Annotated in this window: 18 protein-coding genes and 1 tRNA gene; 16 read left to right on the forward strand and 3 right to left on the reverse strand. The window is 47.6% G+C overall.

Going from position 1 to position 19,547, the window contains the following annotated elements:
- Positions 1-29: 29 nt before the first annotated feature.
- The gene (gene lepA, locus PP178_RS03835) at positions 30-1,826 is read right to left on the reverse strand and encodes a translation elongation factor 4 (RefSeq protein WP_272592987.1); all 1,797 of its coding nucleotides are present in this window, start codon (positions 1,824-1,826) and stop codon (positions 30-32) included.
- Between the two features lie 133 nt (positions 1,827-1,959).
- Here lepA and PP178_RS03840 point away from each other — a divergent pair, with 133 nt between their 5' ends.
- Together PP178_RS03840 and dusB are read left to right on the forward strand one after the other, a co-directional pair.
- Complete coding sequence (locus PP178_RS03840; protein ID WP_272592988.1) at positions 1,960-4,410, forward strand: outer membrane beta-barrel family protein; 2,451 nt, start codon at positions 1,960-1,962, stop codon at positions 4,408-4,410.
- 64 nt (positions 4,411-4,474) lie between these two features.
- Positions 4,475-5,473 carry a tRNA dihydrouridine synthase DusB gene (gene dusB, locus PP178_RS03845; protein WP_272592989.1) on the forward strand — a complete coding sequence of 333 codons (999 nt, stop codon included), beginning with the start codon at positions 4,475-4,477 and terminating at the stop codon, positions 5,471-5,473.
- A gap of 6 nt (positions 5,474-5,479) precedes the next feature.
- On the opposite strand, the gene PP178_RS03850 is transcribed toward dusB, so the two are convergent.
- Positions 5,480-6,688, reverse strand: coding sequence for an ABC transporter permease (locus tag PP178_RS03850; RefSeq protein ID WP_272592990.1), 1,209 nt, complete (start codon positions 6,686-6,688; stop codon positions 5,480-5,482).
- A gap of 3 nt (positions 6,689-6,691) precedes the next feature.
- On the reverse strand, positions 6,692-7,084 hold the full coding sequence (rbfA, locus tag PP178_RS03855) for a 30S ribosome-binding factor RbfA (RefSeq protein WP_272592991.1): 393 nt from the start codon (positions 7,082-7,084) through the stop codon (positions 6,692-6,694).
- A gap of 50 nt (positions 7,085-7,134) precedes the next feature.
- On the opposite strand from rbfA, the gene mce reads away from it, so the two are divergent.
- From mce to PP178_RS03920, 14 genes are all read left to right on the forward strand, one after another.
- Positions 7,135-7,542 carry a methylmalonyl-CoA epimerase gene (gene mce, locus PP178_RS03860; RefSeq protein WP_272593614.1) on the forward strand — a complete coding sequence of 136 codons (408 nt, stop codon included), beginning with the start codon at positions 7,135-7,137 and terminating at the stop codon, positions 7,540-7,542.
- 107 nt (positions 7,543-7,649) lie between these two features.
- Positions 7,650-7,723, forward strand: a tRNA-Ile gene (locus tag PP178_RS03865).
- 253 nt (positions 7,724-7,976) lie between these two features.
- On the forward strand, positions 7,977-8,276 hold the full coding sequence (locus tag PP178_RS03870; protein WP_272592992.1) for a hypothetical protein: 300 nt from the start codon (positions 7,977-7,979) through the stop codon (positions 8,274-8,276).
- Positions 8,269-8,613 carry a hypothetical protein gene (locus PP178_RS03875; RefSeq protein WP_272592993.1) on the forward strand — a complete coding sequence of 115 codons (345 nt, stop codon included), beginning with the start codon at positions 8,269-8,271 and terminating at the stop codon, positions 8,611-8,613. The genes PP178_RS03870 and PP178_RS03875 overlap by 8 nt, the downstream gene beginning before the upstream one ends.
- A gap of 153 nt (positions 8,614-8,766) precedes the next feature.
- Positions 8,767-9,024 carry an HU family DNA-binding protein gene (locus tag PP178_RS14785; RefSeq protein ID WP_430974694.1) on the forward strand — a complete coding sequence of 86 codons (258 nt, stop codon included), beginning with the start codon at positions 8,767-8,769 and terminating at the stop codon, positions 9,022-9,024.
- Positions 8,972-9,541, forward strand: coding sequence for a hypothetical protein (locus tag PP178_RS03880; RefSeq protein WP_272592994.1), 570 nt, complete (start codon positions 8,972-8,974; stop codon positions 9,539-9,541). The genes PP178_RS14785 and PP178_RS03880 overlap by 53 nt, the downstream gene beginning before the upstream one ends.
- A complete protein-coding gene (locus tag PP178_RS03885; protein WP_272592995.1) occupies positions 9,495-9,833 on the forward strand; it encodes a hypothetical protein in 339 nt (112 codons plus the stop codon). Before PP178_RS03880 ends, PP178_RS03885 begins: the two co-directional genes overlap by 47 nt.
- Positions 9,834-10,128: 295 nt before the next feature.
- Positions 10,129-12,093, forward strand: coding sequence for a hypothetical protein (locus PP178_RS03890; RefSeq protein WP_272592996.1), 1,965 nt, complete (start codon positions 10,129-10,131; stop codon positions 12,091-12,093).
- Between the two features lie 15 nt (positions 12,094-12,108).
- Positions 12,109-14,433 (forward strand): hypothetical protein, encoded by a 2,325-nt coding sequence (locus PP178_RS03895; RefSeq protein WP_272592997.1) that lies wholly within the window; start codon positions 12,109-12,111, stop codon positions 14,431-14,433.
- Positions 14,434-14,521: 88 nt separating this feature from the next.
- Complete coding sequence (locus PP178_RS03900; RefSeq protein WP_272592998.1) at positions 14,522-15,637, forward strand: hypothetical protein; 1,116 nt, start codon at positions 14,522-14,524, stop codon at positions 15,635-15,637.
- A 71-nt stretch (positions 15,638-15,708) separates the two neighbouring features.
- On the forward strand, positions 15,709-17,142 hold the full coding sequence (locus PP178_RS03905; protein ID WP_272592999.1) for a hypothetical protein: 1,434 nt from the start codon (positions 15,709-15,711) through the stop codon (positions 17,140-17,142).
- Positions 17,143-17,208: 66 nt separating this feature from the next.
- Complete coding sequence (locus tag PP178_RS03910) at positions 17,209-18,033, forward strand: hypothetical protein (RefSeq protein ID WP_272593000.1); 825 nt, start codon at positions 17,209-17,211, stop codon at positions 18,031-18,033.
- Positions 18,033-18,713 carry a hypothetical protein gene (locus tag PP178_RS03915; RefSeq protein ID WP_272593001.1) on the forward strand — a complete coding sequence of 227 codons (681 nt, stop codon included), beginning with the start codon at positions 18,033-18,035 and terminating at the stop codon, positions 18,711-18,713. The genes PP178_RS03910 and PP178_RS03915 overlap by 1 nt, the downstream gene beginning before the upstream one ends.
- 22 nt (positions 18,714-18,735) lie before the next feature.
- Positions 18,736-19,539, forward strand: a complete 804-nt coding sequence (locus PP178_RS03920; protein WP_272593002.1) for a hypothetical protein — start codon at positions 18,736-18,738, stop codon at positions 19,537-19,539.
- Positions 19,540-19,547 lie beyond the last annotated feature (8 nt).

A 19,547-nucleotide genomic window follows, 5' to 3' on the forward strand; every position in this document is an offset into this window, starting at 1 on the left:
CCGGCCTTTAGGTATGATTTAAAAAAGTACTAATCGTTAAGCTTCAGCACAGCCATAAAGGCTTGCTGTGGGATCTCTACGTTCCCTACCTGTCTCATTCGTTTTTTACCTTTTTTCTGTTTTTCCAGCAGCTTTCTTTTACGCGAGATATCCCCTCCGTAACATTTGGCGGTAACATCTTTCCTCAGTGCCTTGATCGTTTCCCTGGAAATGATCTTGGCCCCGATGGCAGCCTGGATAGGAATATCAAATTGCTGTCTCGGGATCAGCTCTTTCAGCTTCTCTACCATCCGTTTTCCAATATCATAGGCATTGTCAAAATGCACCAGTGCCGACAAGGCATCAACGGGTTGAGCGTTAAGAAGGATGTCTACCCGCACCAGTTTAGAGGTACGCATCCCGATAGGTGTATAGTCAAAAGAGGCATAGCCTTTAGAAACGGTTTTAAGACGATCGTAAAAATCAAAAACGATCTCTGCCAAAGGCATATCAAAGGTGAGTTCTACCCTGTCTGTAGTCAGGTAGGTCTGGTTGGTGATCTGTCCTCGCTTATCGATACAGAGGGACATCACATTCCCGACAAAATCGGACTTGGTGATGATGGTGGCCTTGATATATGGCTCTTCTACACGTGCCACGGTAGAAGGGTCGGGCAGGTCTGAAGGGTTATTTACGATAATTGGCTCCTCGGGAGTCTTAGTGCTGTATGCAAAATAGCTCACGTTGGGCACCGTAGTGATCACCGTCATGTCAAATTCACGTTCTAAACGCTCCTGTACGATCTCCATGTGCAGCATTCCCAGGAATCCACAACGAAAACCGAAGCCCAGTGCAGCACTACTCTCCGGGGTAAATACCAGGGAGGCGTCGTTTAGCTGTAATTTTTCCATGGAAGAACGCAGCTCTTCAAAATCTTCAGTGTCTACAGGGTAAATCCCCGCAAATACCATGGGCTTTACATCCTCGAATCCCCCGATGGGATTCTTGGTTGGTTTAACGGCATCGGTAATGGTGTCACCCACTTTAACTTCACGTGCGTCTTTAATACCGGTGATCAGGTAACCCACATCCCCTGCTTTAATAGAAGCCTTAGGTACCTGTGTAAGCTTCAGGGTTCCCACCTCATCAGCATCGTATTTCTTATCAGTAGCGACAAATTTTATCTTTTGTCCTTTCTTTATTTCACCATTAATTACCCGGAAATAGGTCTCTACACCCCTGAATGGATTGTAAACCGAGTCGAACACCAGTGCTTGCAGGGATTCATCCACATTCCCTTTGGGAGCGGGCACCCTTTCAATGATGGCGGCAAGAATCTCTTCTATTCCCAGGCCTGTTTTGGCACTGGCAGGAATCACTTCCTCCGCGTCACAACCCAATAGGTCTACGATATCATCAGTCACCTCCTCCGGGTTGGCACTCGGAAGGTCTACTTTATTCAGCACGGGAATGATCTCCAGGTCGTTCTCCAGGGCAAGGTATAGGTTAGATATGGTCTGGGCTTGTATGCTCTGGGCTGCATCTACCACCAATAATGCTCCTTCACAGGCGGCGATAGAGCGCGAGACTTCGTAAGAAAAATCCACGTGCCCGGGGGTGTCAATAAGATTCAGGATATATTGTTCTCCTTTATAGATGTATTCCATCTGGATCGCGTGGCTCTTGATGGTGATACCGCGTTCGCGTTCCAGGTCCATACTATCCAGGAGCTGAGCTTTCTTTTCGCGCTCGGTTACGGATCCGGTGAAGTCCAGCAGCCGGTCGGCTAAGGTACTCTTACCGTGATCAATATGGGCGATAATACAGAAATTACGAATGTTCTTCATAGCATTTCCAACTTTTACGAGGTTGGTTTTCAGGAATGGCAAATATAATTCATTTCCACTCAAGGAATTCACATCTAGCCTCAAAATCACGGGCTTTAAGCAGGGAGATGATCGATTGTCGTAAATAATCTTAGTGATATACCTGATTATTTTTATAGATTTGACAGACATCCCTGAATCTGTGATGCGAACAACCATTTTGTTGCTTCTGCTGTTCCCCCTTGGACTTAAGGCCCAGACCTATGAAGTTAAAGGAACCGTCAAAGACGGCCTAGGTACTGCAGTGGCATTTGCGAACGTCTTTATCCTTAAAGCCAGCGACTCCTCTATTGTACAGGGTACTTCTGCCCGTGAAGATGGGCGTTTTGTGCTCAACAACGTGCTGCCCGATCTTTACCTTTTAAAAGCCAGCTACTTTGGCAGTGGATCAAAGTTGCGCGCCCTGGATATTAGAAAAGATGTGAATATCGGGACTATTATCCTTGAGGGTAACGGTGATGACCTGGATGAGGTCGTGGTCACGGCCAGGCAGCCCACCCTGGAACAACGGCCTGACCGACTTATTTTCCACGTGGAAAACACCATCGTCTCCCAGGGAAATACCTGGGACCTGATCCGGAATACCCCAGGAGTGGTCAATGTTCAGGGAAGCCTCCAGATACGAGGGCAGGAGGCCACGGTATACCTCAATGACCGCAAAGTGCAGTTATCTCCTAACGAAGTCCGGGACCTGCTAGAAGGACTCTCCGGCAGCAGTATCGCTTCAGTGGAATTGATACAGAACCCACCTGCCCGGTACGACTCAGAAGGAGGGCCTATCCTTAATATTGTGACCAGCAAGGCGGTTACCCCCGGTTACAAGGGAAGCCTGCAGGGTTCCTTTACCCAGGGAGTTTTTCCGAAATACCAGCTGGGAAGCAGTCATTATTTTAAAAATGATAAACTGAATCTCTTTACCAACTACAGCATCAGTCCCCGAAAGGAATTTGACGATGTTCCCAGCACAATCAATTTCATCAACCCGGCAGATGATATTTTTGCGCGTTGGGAATCCCAGTTAGATCGCACCACCGATAAGCTAACCCATAATGCAAACCTGACCGCCGATTACGACTTTGATAATAGGAACAGTATCAACCTGACAAGCAATGTCTCTTACACCCCGGAAGACAGGATCAGTAACAGCCTTATCATGGAAGCCCTCAATGCCACGGGTAATCTGGACTCTACCCTGGTGACCACAAGTACTATAGATAACAGGAACCTGAATCTAGCGACAGATCTTACGTACGAGCACCGCTTTAAGAAAGCCGGGCAGGTGATAAAGGTCAATGGGCACTATACGCATTACGACGACAGCCAGGACCAGGCCGGTTCTACAGATTATTTTGATCCCGGGGGAATGCTTATGAGAAACTTCAGCTTCCAGACCGATGCAGGGCAGGATATAGATATCTATACCGGGCAATTGGATTATTTTGACCTGTTTGGCGAGCTTAATTTTGAGGCGGGCCTGAAGCAATCCGTGATCCGTTCCAGCAGCCTGATAGACTACCTGGCCATTAACGGCTCCCAAAACAATTTCCCCGATGCTTCCACCGACAATTACGAGTACAGTGAAGATATTTCGGCGGGGTATATCAGCTTCCTGAGAAACTGGGATAAATGGTCCTTAAAAGCCGGGTTGCGCGCAGAGCAGACCAGGGCAGAAGGAAATTCCATCACCTTGAGCGAGACCATTGTACAGGATTACTTTGAACTGTTCCCATCTTTTTACCTGATGCACAACCTTACGGATGAGAACAGCCTATCCTTTAATTATAGCCGGAAGCTTAGGAGGCCCAATTACCGTGACCTGAACCCATTCCGCTACTATTTTAACGAGTATGATTTTGCTTCAGGGAATCCAAATCTCAGGCCTTCTTTCAGTCATAATTTTAACCTAAACCTTTCGCTGAAGAACACTTACTTCATCGACCTGTACTACCGGGATAACGGTCGATACGTGATGAACCTGAGTTTCCAGGACAACCAACGGCAGATCCTTAGGCAGGAAAGGCAGAATGGGCTGGGGAGTACCTCCTATGGGCTCGACTTTATCGTGAATGAATCGATCAGCAATGCCTGGTATCTCTTTGCCTACGGTTCCTTATTTGTGGAAGAAGAGAAGTTTTCAGGGATAGAGAGTGGAAATGTTCCTATCACCAACCGCGTGGAAGGCGTTTTCCTGCAGCTCGGTAATTTTTTAACCCTCAGTGCAGATGGCACCTTTACGGGGGAAGCTTCTTTTACCTATATCTCAGGCTTCCTTACCGGTTCTTATGTGCAAGATGCAACGGCCACCTGGAATATGGGGCTGAAAAAGACACTTTGGGATAACCGTGCCAGTATTTCGATAGCTTTTGAAGATATCCTGAATCGGTCTAACGCGCTACGAACTACACGTTACCTAAACCAGTTTAATTCCTACTTAAAAAACGAGGAAACCCAGATTGTACGGATCGGCTTCACCTATAATTTTGGTAATTTCCGCTTGGCGGATAACCAACGCGAGGTTAATAAAACGGAGAGAGACCGCCTGTAAACCAAGGAAATATCTTTTTAAGTCCGTCTTATTTCTTAATTTTGCATCCCAAATTATATAGCATATGCCCAAGATCGGTAACATAGAATTGCCCGAATTCCCACTTTTGCTCGCTCCTATGGAGGATGTGAGCGATCCTCCCTTCCGCGCCCTGTGCAAGGAACAGGGAGCAGATGTGGTATATACGGAATTCATTTCTTCCGAAGGGTTGATCAGGGACGCCGCTAAAAGCGTTATGAAGCTGGATATTTACGAAAAGGAAAGACCCGTAGGAATACAGATCTTTGGAGCCAACCTGGATTCCATGTTAAAGTCAGTGGAGATCGTTGAAGCTTCTAACCCGGATATCATCGATATTAATTTTGGATGTCCTGTAAAGAAGGTGGTCAGTAAGGGTGCCGGTGCGGGAATCCTGAAAGATATAGACCTTATGGTATCCCTGACCAAAGCCATGGTAGAGCATACCAAACTGCCGGTCACCGTAAAGACCAGGCTGGGCTGGGACCAGGAATCGATCAAGATCGTTGAGGTTGCTGAACGTCTCCAGGATGTTGGCTGCTCTGCAATTTCCATTCATGGCCGGACCAGGGTACAGATGTACAAGGGTGAAGCCGATTGGAACCCCATTGCCGATGTTAAGAACAACCAGCGCATGCATATCCCGGTATTTGGTAACGGGGATGTAGATAGCCCGGAAGCAGCGAAACGGATGCGGGATGAATATGGGCTGGATGGCGCAATGATCGGGCGCGCCAGTATAGGTTACCCCTGGTTCTTTAACGAAGTAAAGCACTACCTGGCCACCGGGACACACCTGGAGCCACCCACCATGGAACAAAGGGTAGATGCGGCAAGGAGGCACCTGCAGATGGCGATCGACTGGAAGGGGGAAAAATTAGGAGTATTTGAAACCCGCCGCCACTATACCAATTACTTTAAAGGGATCCCCAACTTTAAGGAGCTGCGTATGAAAATGGTAACCAGTGATGATGCTGCAGATGTATTCGCCGCCTTTGACGAAGCTTTGGAGCAATTTTCAGATCACGAATTCGCCCGGTTATAGCCCGAGTTAAGCCTGTAATAATTTTTTATTCACCCTGCTACTGGCGATCTGTGAAGCGATGATGCCCAGGAGAACAATAGTGCCGAGTACAATCAGGATATTGATGGGTTGAAACTCTACCGGGTAGGCCAGGGAAGGCGTGATACGCAACCAGCCGAATGCGATCTGTGACCCGATCAACAGCGCTCCCAGCCCAACACCAAAAAAACCTCCCAAGCTGGTCACCATAACTCCCTGTATAAAGTAGACCTGTCTTAATTCGCGCACCGTGGCTCCCAGGCTGTAGAGGGTCCTGGTATTCTGTTGCTTGTCCAGTATCATCATGATAATAGCCCCTACAACGTTAAATAGTGCGATGATCAGCACCAGGGTAAAGATGAGGTAGGTAGCCAGGTTTTCCGTATTCAGCATACGGTACAGGGTGCTGTTCAGGGCGCGGCGGTCTTTAAGGATGATGCCGGCGCCAAGAATTTCAGCAACTTCTGATTGAACTTCCTCCATATTGGCACCATCGGCTATATTAAAATTCACCCCGGAAACCTCTGCAGCTGATTTTTCGAGCAGGGCCTGCACCAGGTTCAGGTCCGTAAATACGTATTTCTTATCCAGGTTCTCTTCTATGGCATAAATACCCGTAAGCACCAGTGAAACCTCGGTGTAGGGTTTAGCATTCAGCGATTGCTGGGAGAGGGATCCCTTGCCCGGCTTGGGCGCCAGGGCGACGAGGGGATTCTGGTAATTGTTGATAGAAAGCCCGAGGAGGTTGGCGATACCAATCCCCGCTACGGCCTGTTGTCCTTGCACATTCCAGGATCCCAGGTACAAGGTGCTGTCGATCCCGGTGGCCTTGTTGTAATGTTCATCAACGCCTTTGATGTAGGCGACATGACTTTTCTGCTGGTGATTGAGGTACACCCGTTCTTCGATCTCTTTGGAATAGGATGCAAGGCCATTGACCTGGTCCAGGGCTTCTTCCTGTTCCAGGCTGACCGAAAAGAATTTACCACTTTCCGGGAGGGCCTTAAAATCAGGATCAAAGGTGTTGCTGAAGGAGAGGCTGAAGCTTTTCAGGCCGGCGAAACCCGAAAGCACTATAAAAAGGGCGGCAGAACCAATCACGATGACCAGGAAGGTGATCAGGTTGATGATGTTCACCGCATTCTGGCTGCTTTTAGATCGCACATACCGCTTGGCGATGTAGAACGGGAAATTCAATGATCAGGACTTTTTCCTTCTAGGTAGGAGGTCTGGATTTTCGATGGGGTTGTCCCCTTTTTTGAGCGATTTCTCAATTTGGTCTATATATTCCAGGGAGTCATCCAGGAAGAAAAGTAGTTCCGGGGTACGTCTTAATTGGTGGCGGGTACGCTGAGCCAGTTCATGCTTTACGGGAGCCGGGTTTTCTTTCAGCTCTTCCAGGATCTTCCCGGCCTTGTCGGTGGGGAAAATACTGACGTAGACCTTCGCAATTGAAAGGTCGGAGGTTACCGCAACTTTAGAGACAGATATAATGATCCCTTTTAGTCCGGCGTCCATCACTGTGCGTTGTAATATATCGGCCAGGTCTTTCTGTAAAACCCCTGCTATTTTTTTCTGTCGCTGTGTTTCCATGGGGCAAAAATACGCACATTATGTGTAATTTAGCACCAAAGCAAGGGATAGTGAACAAAATTGAACATATAGGGATCGCGGTAAAGGATCTCCAGGCCTCTAACGAGCTTTTTGCAAAGCTCTTCGGCCAGCCGCATTACAAGACCGAATCGGTAGCCTCGGAAGGGGTAACTACCTCTTTTTTCCAGGTAGGGCCGAACAAGATCGAATTGCTTGAAGCCACTAACGAGGACAGCCCGATTGCAAAATTCCTGGCGAAGAAGGGAGAAGGCATCCATCACCTCGCTTTTGCCGTAGATAATATAGAAGCAGAGATCAAACGATTGCAAGGCGAAGGTTTTACCATGATACACGAAAAACCGAAGAAAGGCGCGGACAATAAGCTGGTCGCGTTTTTGCACCCCAAGAGCAGTAACGGGGTACTGGTAGAGCTTTGCCAGGAAATCCCCCGCCCTTGAAGTTCGGGCGGACGGGCTGATCGGGATCTTATTTCTTTGCAGGCTAATAAAATAAGTGCTAATATTGCAGTCCGAAATTCACGATATTTCGGAATATCTAACTTAATGGTCCTATAGCTCAGTTGGTTAGAGCACCTGACTCATAATCAGGTGGTCCCTGGTTCGAGCCCAGGTGGGACCACATCGCAAACCCTCAGTAAACACTGGGGGTTTCGTGTTTCTACACCCCAGCGTAATACTTTCCTCTACACCAAAAGTATTAACAAAAGTATTAACAGAGCCAAATTTCATACTTCTGTTGACTTCTCTTTCCACCTGTTTACCCGGAGTACCCTTTTTTATATTGAAACAGAAGATAATTTCGTTAATCGAGGTAATTTCTTATATTTGTATCCCATATAACCAGCCCAAGGGCATTTTAACAGAAGAAAATTTTGGATATAGTAGAACACGGACAAGAATACCTTCTCGCCAACTTTGGAGAGACCTCAGGTAGCCAACGTATCCGATTCACCGAAAAGGTTAATGGACAATTTATCCAGGGAACAACTCACGAGGAAGTCATCGATATGCTGATCGACAGATTCTATGCCCTGAACAAGAAAAGTTACTCCCCGATCAACCAATGCATCATCCTCCTCTTGAAGAACATTCGCAGACTCATGAAGGAGAGACTGTCAAAAAAGATTGACCGAGTAATCAGGTACCAGGAAAAAACAGGTACACATGAGTAAGCCAAGAGAGATCACCGTAAAGACGACACCCGATGGATTCCTGGGGAAATACCTCAGAGCCATCAATGGGATGCTCAACCTTACCGAGAAGGAACTCACTGTACTGGAGGCTATGATCAATATTGACAGAGACATTACCGCAACAAAAGACATCCGCAGGATGTTAGTCTCCCAAGGAGTAGCCAGCTCTACCACAGTACTTGGCAATAGCATCAAAGCCCTCAAGGATAAAAAGGTAATCAGTCCAAACCCCAATGGTAAGGGCTACATCTATCACCCGCTGGTGGTTCCCATGACAGATACCATCGTCATAAAATTCAAGGTCGATGGAGAGTAACACGAACATATTCACCTTCTCGAGTTTCAACAAAGCGTGGGACTATCAAAGAAGGCAAGAGGAAGAATTTAGAAAGCACTACCCAGGTACGACATCCGTAATGGGAGTCGCAGGGTACTCTAAATACACCGTAACTTTTAATGTCCAACCCTAATGGCACGACGTTCAAAGTTCAAACATGATATTTATAGAGAGATCGTAGCCGAGAACGGCGGCACGATAAAAGAGACAGAAAGCATCGTAGAGTCAAGTTTAGCATTTACAAGGAAGACAGTAGAGAAAGGAGAGTTCGCGCAGGTACGCCTGCCGTTCTTTGGAAAGTTCCATGTAAACCCATACCGATTAAAAAAGCTAAACGATGCAATTCTTCAGAGAGGAACAGTTCAAGGTAATAGTAGATCCGGAGATTAAGGTCATCAAGGAGTTCAGGAATCTGATCGCCAAAGATAAAGACCGACAAAAACGCGAAGCTGTAAAATGGTTCGCCTACATCTACTATACCAATGATTACCGGTCGCCTCTTCTGAACTACCCAGCACAAGAGCGTCATGCACGTACCCTGGACAACGTAGGATTACCTGCAGACTTTAAAATATTCAAGGAACTCGAGGAAGCTACTGCAAAGTATAACGAGTTCCAGGAGACCGCCACAGTGCGATCTCTTAAAGCTATCAAGAACGGATTAATAACTTCTTCCCAGGTCATCAACATGCTCAATGACCGGATCGACACTGTACTTTCCAGCGGAGATCTCGCACCAGAGCTATATGATGAGATCACCAAGAATGTATCGCGCATGCTGGAGCTTTCCGATAAGCTCCCTAAAGCCATCGATACGATTGCGGACCTGGAGGAGAAAATCAAAAAAGAACAAGCAGCAGATGTCAAAATTAGAGGAGGAGGGCAAAAAGGAGCCTTCGAAGATTAAGATGAACGACCCTATGGACACAGAGCCCATGACCATCAAGCTCGAAGAGCTACGTAGATGCGCAGAAGGGCATGGTGATATGAGTGGGGAGGAGTACTACTTCTACCACTATTGCCGCATCAATGGAAAGCTACCTAAGCCAGGAACATTCAAAAAAGACTTTCATCGCAAAGGATGTACTGAGGAGCAGCAAAAGAACTGGAGGGTACTCAAGTCAAGAAGATCAGGACCTAGACCTCTACTACATTACTACCCATTAACTAAGGACGCATGGCGAGGAGAAAGAGAGTAGGGTTCGGACCTAAAGCGTTTTTGTGGGTCGACCATGAGAGTTGGAAGGTCAGTAAAGAACTTAGCCAGCGACAAGTTAGTAAAATAACTGAAGGACATACGTTTAGTAGCTTCCTTCGCAATAAAGGAACAGATGAGAAAGATTGAACAATTAGCAAGGCAAGTACTTAAAGGAGCATTATGTGTGATGGTATGCATTTGCTTTTACTGTCTCTGCTATATCCTAGCCTACAACATTATTTATCATATCATATTCTAGCACCTGAAGTTACGCAGCATAGTCAACCCAAATCACTATGCTTACAAATACTCAGGAATTCAGGCGTGAAGCCCAGAAATTCCTCAAACACGGATACTACTGTGGTGACCCCGCAGGTACCGCCAACCATTACGAATACTGGTCCGAGCAGCTCAGACGCTGCAAGGAAGGATTCACGGTAGGTGATACCTACATTACCGGGCATCACTATTTCTACTTGAACTTCTGCCAGATCCGTCTGACCGACGGGATCAAGAAGGGAGAGGCTACCCGGAAGGTAACTACCTTTCCAGGCTTCTGGGATGGCGATTACCATTTCTTTATCGGGATGGAAGAGGCTGCCAAGCAGGGTAAGCACATGATCGTGTCCAAAGCCCGGCGGAAAGGATTCTCCTATAAGAACGCGGCGATCGCTGCCAACATCTACAATACCCAAAAGCATTCTTACACCCTGCTATGTGCTCATGATAAGAAGTACCTGTACCCGAAAGGAATCATGACCATGGCAACCAACAACCTAAACTTCCTCAACGAGCACACCGCATGGTCCAAGAGAAGACAGCGTGTGGATCAGATGAAACATGTCAAGGCATCGTACCTGGAGAATGTCGGCGGGCAGATCATCGAGAAGGGATACAAGAGTGAGATCGAAGCGATTACCTTCAAGGATAACCCGGATGCTGCCCGGGGAAAGGATGCCTCCTTTATCATATTTGAAGAGGGTGGTGCTTTCGACAACTTAAAGCCCAGTTACTTAGCTACCCTTCCCTGTGTACAGGATGGTGGGGTAACGACGGGTCAGATCATCGTATTCGGTACCGGGGGTGATATGGAGGGTGGAACCATCGACTTCGAGTCCATGTTCTATAACCCGGAAGCCTACGACATGTACGCCTTCGATAACGTCTGGGATGAGGGCGGCGCCGGTGATACGTGCGGGTACTTCTTCCCCTCGTTTATGAACAAGATCGGGTTCATGGACAACGATGGGAATTCCCTGATCGAGAAGGCAAAACAGGAAGAGCAGGCGAAACGTGATGACCTGAAAGCCAACGCAAAGGATGCAGGAGTATATGACAAGTATATTACCGAGTACCCCTGGTGTCCGAAAGAGGCGTTTCTTCAAACCAATTCTAACATGTTCCCCACTGTTGCCCTGGCGGACCACAGAGGTGAACTTGTTCGATCTGGATTAAATAAGCGACTCTCCGTACACGGGCGGATGGTGCACGGTAAGGAGGGACCTACCTTCCGGATGTCTGAGAACGCTCGTCCCCTAGATAAGTTCCCGACACAGAAGGGCGATGACATCAGGGGCTGTGTAACGATATGGCAGGCTCCTTATGTGGGCAGCTCTGGACATACACCGGATGACATGTACGTGGTGGTACATGACCCCTATGCGCATGAGGGCGGTAAATCCCTTGGTGCCGCCTATATCATGAAGCGTCCCAATAGGTTCAGTAAGCCGGATGATATGATTGTTGCCGGGTACGTGGGAAGACCCGATACCCAGGACGAGTACAACGAACAGCTCTTCATGCTTGCCGAGTACTACAACGCACGGATCGGATTTGAGAACGATAGGGGAGAAGTGATCCCTTACGCCAAGAGACACAGGAAGTTACACATGCTTCTGCACGAGGCAGAGATATTCTCCAAGAAAGAGAACATCAATATCAAGGCTCTTGGGCGGGGGTATGGGTGTTCGATGGGATCCAGACAACGTAAAGATCAGGCAGAGATATACCTAAGAGACTGGTTAAAAGTCCCTAGAGGAATCACTGAGTCTGGCGAAAAAAGATTAAATTTACACTTTATAAATGATATCGCTCTTTTAGACGAGCTTATCAAGTACGACAGAGACAAGGGCAACTTCGACCGCGTATCAGCACTTCTGGTCGGAATGATGTACCTGAAAGACCTCCATGACCGGGAGGTTGAAGAATCACAAGTTACTACAGAATCAGATAATTTCTGGAACACCGAATTTTTCGGTTAATCCCTGTAATAACCTATGAGCTTCAACCTACCCAAACAAAAACTTACCTACGCGCAAAAGAAGAAGGACGACTTCGCTATCATGAAGGAGACCATCAAGGCGTATATCGACCGCGCTGACTTCAACCGCAAGCGAAAGCAAGACTTCTATTCCTTCTACGATTACTACAACGGGAAGATGAACCTGAAGGATTACGCCTATGTGACGGATCCTTACAACGCTGTCGCCAAAGGGAAGACACCCCGCAAGTTCCCGGCGCGTATCCGGAACTACAATATCATCAAACCCGTGGTGGATCTCCTAGTGGGAGAGCGTGCCCAGCGTCCCTTCAACTACCAGGCTGTGGTTGTCGGCGGCGACATCAAGAATAAGTATGAGGAGTACCGCACCAAGCAGTACCGATCGTACCTGGAGCAGATGTTCGTCAACGAGATGAATAAGCAGGGCGTACAAACCGGACTACCTTCAAAAGAACTTCCCGAGCCTGAGGACTTTGCCAAACAGGTACAGACCTCCTACCGCGACAAGCGTGCCATCATGGGACAGCAGGCGATGGATTACATCGTTGCCAATGTGGAGCTGGAGGACAAGCTACAGACCGCATTCTTTGACTGGGTGGTAACCGGAGAGGCGTACTCTTGCAAAGGGGTACTCTTCGGAGATGTGGATTACCAGGTAGTTTCTCCTACCGATGTCTTCTATGAGGCAGGACCTGAGGTGAAGTATATCGAGGATGGTGACATGGCAGGTCAGCGAAAGCTCATGAGCGTCAACGAGGTAGTGGACATGTTCCATGATGTACTCACTGACGATGAGATCGACCGCTTGGAAAACCCCGAAGCAAACACCTCACAGAACTTCTCTATCCCTTTCCTGGCACAGAACGGAAATGACAATGACGACAGGCATACTGACCGCCTAGTAGAAGTATACCACGTGAACTTTAAAACCTTCACCAAGATCGGATTCGTAGAAGTGCCGGACCAGTTCGGAGCCATGGAAGTGATCGAGGTAAGTGAGAGCTACAAGCCCATGCCTGGCGAAAAGGTGGAGTGGCATTGGATCAACGAAACCTGGGAAGGATACCAGATCGACGGATCCATCTACAAGCACATACGACCTACCGAGGTACAGCGTACCCAGATCAATAACGTATCCAAGGCGAAGCTCATGTACAATGGCGCCAGGTACTCGGATAGGAATTCTGAGAATGTCTCTATTGTAGAGATGGGAATTCCTTACCAGGTCCTCTACAACGTTTTCCATTACCGACTTGAGCTGTCCATTGCCAAGAACAAGGACAAGATCGCCCTGATGGAAATCAACACCGTACCTAAGAAGCACGGGTGGGATGAGGAGCAATTCATGTACACCGCAGACGCGTTGGGCTTTGCCTTTATAGATTCTACCGCACCGGGACAGAACAAAGAGCGCGTGAACTTCAATCAATTCCAGGTACTCGACATGTCCCTGGGACAGTACATCGGCGCACAGTTTGAACTTCTCCAAGCCATCAAGAATGAGTGGGAAGAGTTCCTTGGGATCTCCCGCCAGCGTAAGGGTCAGATCATGGCAAGTGATGGCGCCGGTAACACTAACATGGCAGTAGGGCAGAGTAACATCATGACCTACGAGCTGTTCAGGAAGTTCTCCAAGTTCGAGGAGCGCGAGATGAACGGTCTACTGGACGTATCCAAATTTGCCTGGAAGGAAGGTAAGCAGGCTACCTATATCACACCGGACTACCGCGAAGGTATCCTGGATATAGAGCCTTCTGAGTTCCAGGAAGCACAGATTGGAATCTTCATGAAGAACTCCTCTAAGGAGACAGAGAAGCTTGAGACCATGAAGCAGTTGGCATTCAGCTTCGCACAAAATGGATCCCAGCCCTCAACGGTAGCTGAGATTCTGGATCTAAACAACTTCGCCGGTATCAAGGAGAAGGTGAAAGAGGCAGAACTTAAGCAGCAGGCTTGGGAGAAATCACTCAAGGAGATGGATCAGCAAACTATCCAGATGCAGAACGAAGGTGCAGCGCAACAGGCACAAGCAGAACAGGCATTCACAGCACAGGAGAGTGCATCCGAGCGGGATAGCAAAGAGCGTATGCATGCTGAGAAGATACAGGTAGAGTGGGCAAAACTTGGAGAGAATTCCAAACCAGAGATGCCTGATAACAGCGCCGAGGCAATGAAGCTGCAGAACGAGCGTGAGAAACGCGAGACAGACAAGTGGAAGACCAACCGCCAGATAGCCTCTAACGAGAAAATTGCGAGCGGTAAAAATGAAATTGAGAAGAAGAAGATAGCCGCTATGAAGAATAAGCCCGCATCGAAATAATATAAAAAACCTATATAAGTAAGACCCCCGGTAACACGGGGGTTATAATAGATTCTAAGACAATGTTTAATTAATTTTGTAAGCAACTATGAGTGATCAAACCACTGGTTTTGACCTTAGTGATGTATCAGTCGGAGATATCCTTGGAGGATACGATGAGCCGATTGATAACCAAGAGGAAGAAGCCCAAGATCCAACAAACGGATCCGACAATGAGGGAGCTGACCCAATCCAACAGCAGGATCCAGACCAACCCACTGGAGATCAAGATGACCCTGAAAATCCCAACGATTCTGAAGAAGACCAAGACGAAGGAGAAGACTCGCAAGAAGGAGACGATCCAGTCGACTCCGAGGACGAACCTACGCTATTAGAAGAACTTCAAGAGCGATTAGGGTACGAGATTGATGGAGAGTTCGATGACAGTGTGGAAGGGCTTACCGAGTACACCAAGAAGGTGGGTGAGCAAGTAGGACAGCAGTACCTCCAACAGGTATTTGAGCAGTTCCCGGATGTGAAGAAGTACCTGGAGTACCGCGCACAAGGCGGAGACCAGGGGAAATTCTTCGAGACTGCAAAACAGGTACAGGACTATTCGTCCCTTACCGAGGAGCAGCTTAAAGGAAATGCAGCCCTACAACGTAAGGTAGTTACAGAGCTTCACAAAGAGCTGGGCTACGACGATGATACGATCAATGAAATTGTGAAAGACCTGGAAGATAGTGAGCTGCTGGAGAAGCAGTCGCTTATCGGTAGCAAACGTCTTGCCGCTATGAGTCAGCAACGTGAGGAGCAACTCCTTGCCGAGCAACAAGCAGAAGCCGAAAGGCGTGCTCAAGAGCAGCAGGAGACTTGGCGTGAGATCGGAGATACGATAAAGCGCGGAGAACTTAAAGGTCTTCAGGTACCTGAGGCAGACAAACGATCATTCTATGATTGGATGGCACGCCCGGTAGATAATTCAGGACGCACACAGCGGGACCTGGACATGGGTAAGATGGACCGAGAGGCTCAACTTGCACTGGAATATATGTATTACAAGAAGTTTGATTTCGCCAAGTTCGGCGGGACCAAGAGCAAAGCACAAAGTCTACGCAGCAGACTGCGATCCTCAAAAGGAGCAGTCACCAATACCCTCTCTAGGGGACAGAATCCAGGACACCAACGAACAACAGCATTACCTGGGTTAGACGAGATATTCTAACAAAACTTAGTTCACAGCATATAGAAGTTACTGCAGCATTTGGCACTTAACCTATAACCCCAAATATTGCCATGGCAGATAACAATCGCAAGCTGCGTCTTTATGAAGACGTATGGAATGCGCAAGGGATGACGGACGAGAACTCTCTGTCTAATGCCTTGCTGACCCAACCTGATGTTCTATCGCCAGTGTTGACCCACCTAGCCGGTAAGGAAGACAAGAGGTTCCCTCTTTCTTTTCTGACCGAAGGTATGGGTAACACTCGATACATCAACGACACCGAGTATGATTACCCGGTAATGGGTCGAATCAACAAAGCCGTAACCGCTACCAAACTGGTATCGGGAACCGGAGAAAACCACTCTCGATTTGTGGTGAACTTCCCTGAAAAGTGGTTTGTTCGTCAGTACATCATCGAGAACCCTTATGGTCTTCAGGCGAGGATCATGGAAGATCCTCGTGCAGGATTGGAAGGTGGTTTCGATTACACACTTCAACTGGTATCTCCTGACGCTGCCTCTGCAGTATCAGCCGGAGACATCGAAGGTCTGAAGTTCGTACAACTCTTCGCTCCTGTATCCTTCAGTGGATCAAGAGGTAACGAAAGTAACTGGGTCGCTCCTTCTAAAATGCGTAACCAGATTTCCATCATCAGGAAGTCTTACCGTTTCGAAGGTAACGCTCAGAACAAAGTCGTTAACGTTGAGTTCAACGTAAAAGGACGTACCACTAAGTTGTGGCACGACTTCGAGGAGTTCCAGCACATGCTGCGTTGGAAGGAAGAGTGTGAGTACTCTTACTGGTACTCTACCTACAACAGGGACTCTAAAGGTGTGATCCACATGAAGGACGATAACGGAAACGTTATTCCTCTTGGATCTGGTGTTCTGGAGCAAATCCCGAACTACGACACTTACGCGAAGCTTACAGCTAAGAAGCTGAAGAACATCGTAAGGGATACCTTGTACGGAGCTTCTGATGCTCAGACCATGAACATCGTATTGTTCACCGGTATCGGAGGTCTTGAGGAGTTTGACAGCGCTATGAAAGAGGAAGTTGCCTCTGGAGCGTACATCAAGAACACTGATCCTTCTAGCTTCATCGGCGGAAGCGGTCGTAACCTGACCCTTGGTGGATTCTTCACCAGCTACCAGCACATCGACGGGCACACTATCACAGTAAGGCACTTGCCTTTACTTGACCACGGTGCACGTGCGCTTAACTCTGAGTTGCATCCTTCAACCGGACTTCCTCTGGAGTCTTACAGAATGATCTTCTTAGACATGAGCACTTACGATGGTCAGCCTAACGTACAGATGGTTTCACGAAAAGGTCGTGAGCTTGTACGATGGGCAGTTGCCGGTGCTACTGTACCAAAAGGATTCAGTGGAAACGCACTGCGTGCTACTGACATCGATGGTGGATCTGTACACTTCATGAAGGAAGGTGGTATCTCTATCCGTAGAGCTACTAACTGCTTCCACTTAGAGTGTGTAGCTGCCTAAGAATAGCTTATTAAAAGCCCCTCACACCCTGGGGGGCTTTATTTATTAACCCAATTTTTACCACCAATGCGTAAAACAGTAATAATCAAACGTCGTCCAAATACGACAAACCTACCAGATCACGTGTACGATTCCGCAAAGAAAAGGATCGGCGCTACTTACAATGCCCAAGGAGATGTAAACACCGGGCTTTCCATCAAAGAGACCAACGAACTGATGCCTCACATACTGGGTGTATCGACTCAGGATCCTGCCTTCTTCAAGAAGGTAAAGGAGTTCTTCTTTGACCTTTCCGTTGATGTTCCAGCAATAGGCGTAGAGCTTGAAGTTGGAGTGGACAAGGACGATTCACCATACGAACTGATGGACTACATCAAATACAAATTTGCAATCAAGCACCCTTACCTACTTGTGGATCCAAGAGATCCGGCAGAAGTACGCAAGAAGCGTAAATACATATTCACCCTGGAAGATAAATCCAGAGAGCGTGCCGAGCAGGTTGCCAACAAGAACAAGCGTAAGGAAGCTACTAAGGAATGGATCAAACTTACAGCCGACGAGAAAAAGATGGCTATGGTTCTCCGCGTACTTGGAGAGTTCCCTGATTCAATGGACCAGGATACTATGGAGATCACTTTAGAGAAGATCGCCAACGAGACTCCGAGCCAGTTCCTAGCGGTAGCTAAAGACAAGCAACTGGAGACTAAAGCCTTCATCCGAAATTGTGTATCAGCAGAAGTGCTGAGAAAGGTTGGAAACAGCTACATGGATGGTGAAGAAGTACTTGGTCACAGTGAGGAAGAAGCAGTGATTTACCTGCAGGATAAGGCAAACTCTGAGACACTTCTGAATCTTAAAGCGAAACTTAAACACTACAATTCCACTAAGTAATGACGATCCAGGAAATGCACTACCATGTTGACCAGGGCTTGCAGAAGAACGCGAGCTTTGTGTACAACAACTTTCTCCCACAGGAGATAGATGCCTTTATCAATAAGATGATCTTACGCTTTATCAAAGACCGGTTCGATAGGACTGATCAGATGGAGCTAGGGTTTGAGGCGGTGCAGAAACGCCTGGACGACATTAGGGAATTAATCGAACCCCACCAGGCAACATTCTCAGGGCTAACCCTGGGACAAAATGCCTCTGCAGCACTCCCTGGCGATTACCTATTCTATATCGCCGGGGAAGTGAATGCGGGTTGGGACGACTGCAAACTAAAAGCAGATCTTTCCAAAGATCACACCGTACCGGTACTCATTGCGCCGCAGGACCAGGTACGTAAAATGATGATAGATCCTTTCCGAAGGACTAGCGAGAGAAGCGCACTAGCTACTATAACCCAAAGAGTACTGACGGTTATGGGTAGTAAAAAGTTTATATTAAAAGGTGTAACCTTTGACTACATTAGGTATCCCGCGAAAGTAGACTTATCTTTGAATCAATCGTGCGACCTGGCAGACCACACCCACGATGAAATAGTAGACCTCACAGTACAGCACATCTTAGAAGTTATAGCATCTCCACGTTACCAGAGCAACTCTGCCCAGGCAAATAAAACTGAATAATCTGTAACCCTAAATCTATACCATGTCTAAGCAATTATTTATTGTCAATGTCGATGGTGATGCTACTAACAAAACTGCTACCTCTTTCGCCGATGTTCGAGCTGGGAAGCTGGGCTTTGTTGAAGGCGGAGCTGTCATTGCAAGTCTAACCGGGGGCGAAGCTCAAATCGCTGTCGATGACGAAATCTCTACTCCTTTCACAGGCGTTGAAGTTCAAGATGCTGTAAAGCAAGCACCTTTCGCAGGTACTGCTCAACAAGCAACTATCGACTTCACAGGCGCTGCAGCTGGAGAGCCTCTGTACGTGAAACTGATCGACACTACCATTGGTACAATGGACGTTGAGATCAAGTCTTACGAGCGTGCTACTCTTCAGGGAATCGTTGATGCTATCAACGCTGACGGAGCAAAATCTGGATCTAAATTTGAAGGATTCTCAGCAGCCCTTGCTGCTTCTGTAATCACTGTCACTGCTCCAGTAAACAAAACCTTCAGGGTTTCTGCCACTGACGGATGTACACTCGATCAATTGGCTGTCAAGCCTGTTCCAACAAGAGGACAAGATGAGGATCTGAAGAAGCTGGAAGTTGAGTGCTTACCTTCAAGAGGTATCCACAACAACGTAGGTTTCCCAGTGGTCAAGCCAGACAGCAAAGTTGTTGCCGGAGCTACTTACGTACTTTACGTGTACGATATCGCTCGTGGTGTTCCTAACAAAGCTGGAACTGGTACTGCTGCTATCGAGGACAACCAGATCATCGTTGCTGTTAAGTCTGACTTAGCCAACACGATCGCTGCCCTTGACGGTGACGCTATCGCTGAGTAAGACCAACA

Source organism: Zeaxanthinibacter sp. PT1 (genome assembly GCF_028464225.1).
Taxonomy (GTDB): Bacteria; Bacteroidota; Bacteroidia; order Flavobacteriales; family Flavobacteriaceae; genus Zeaxanthinibacter.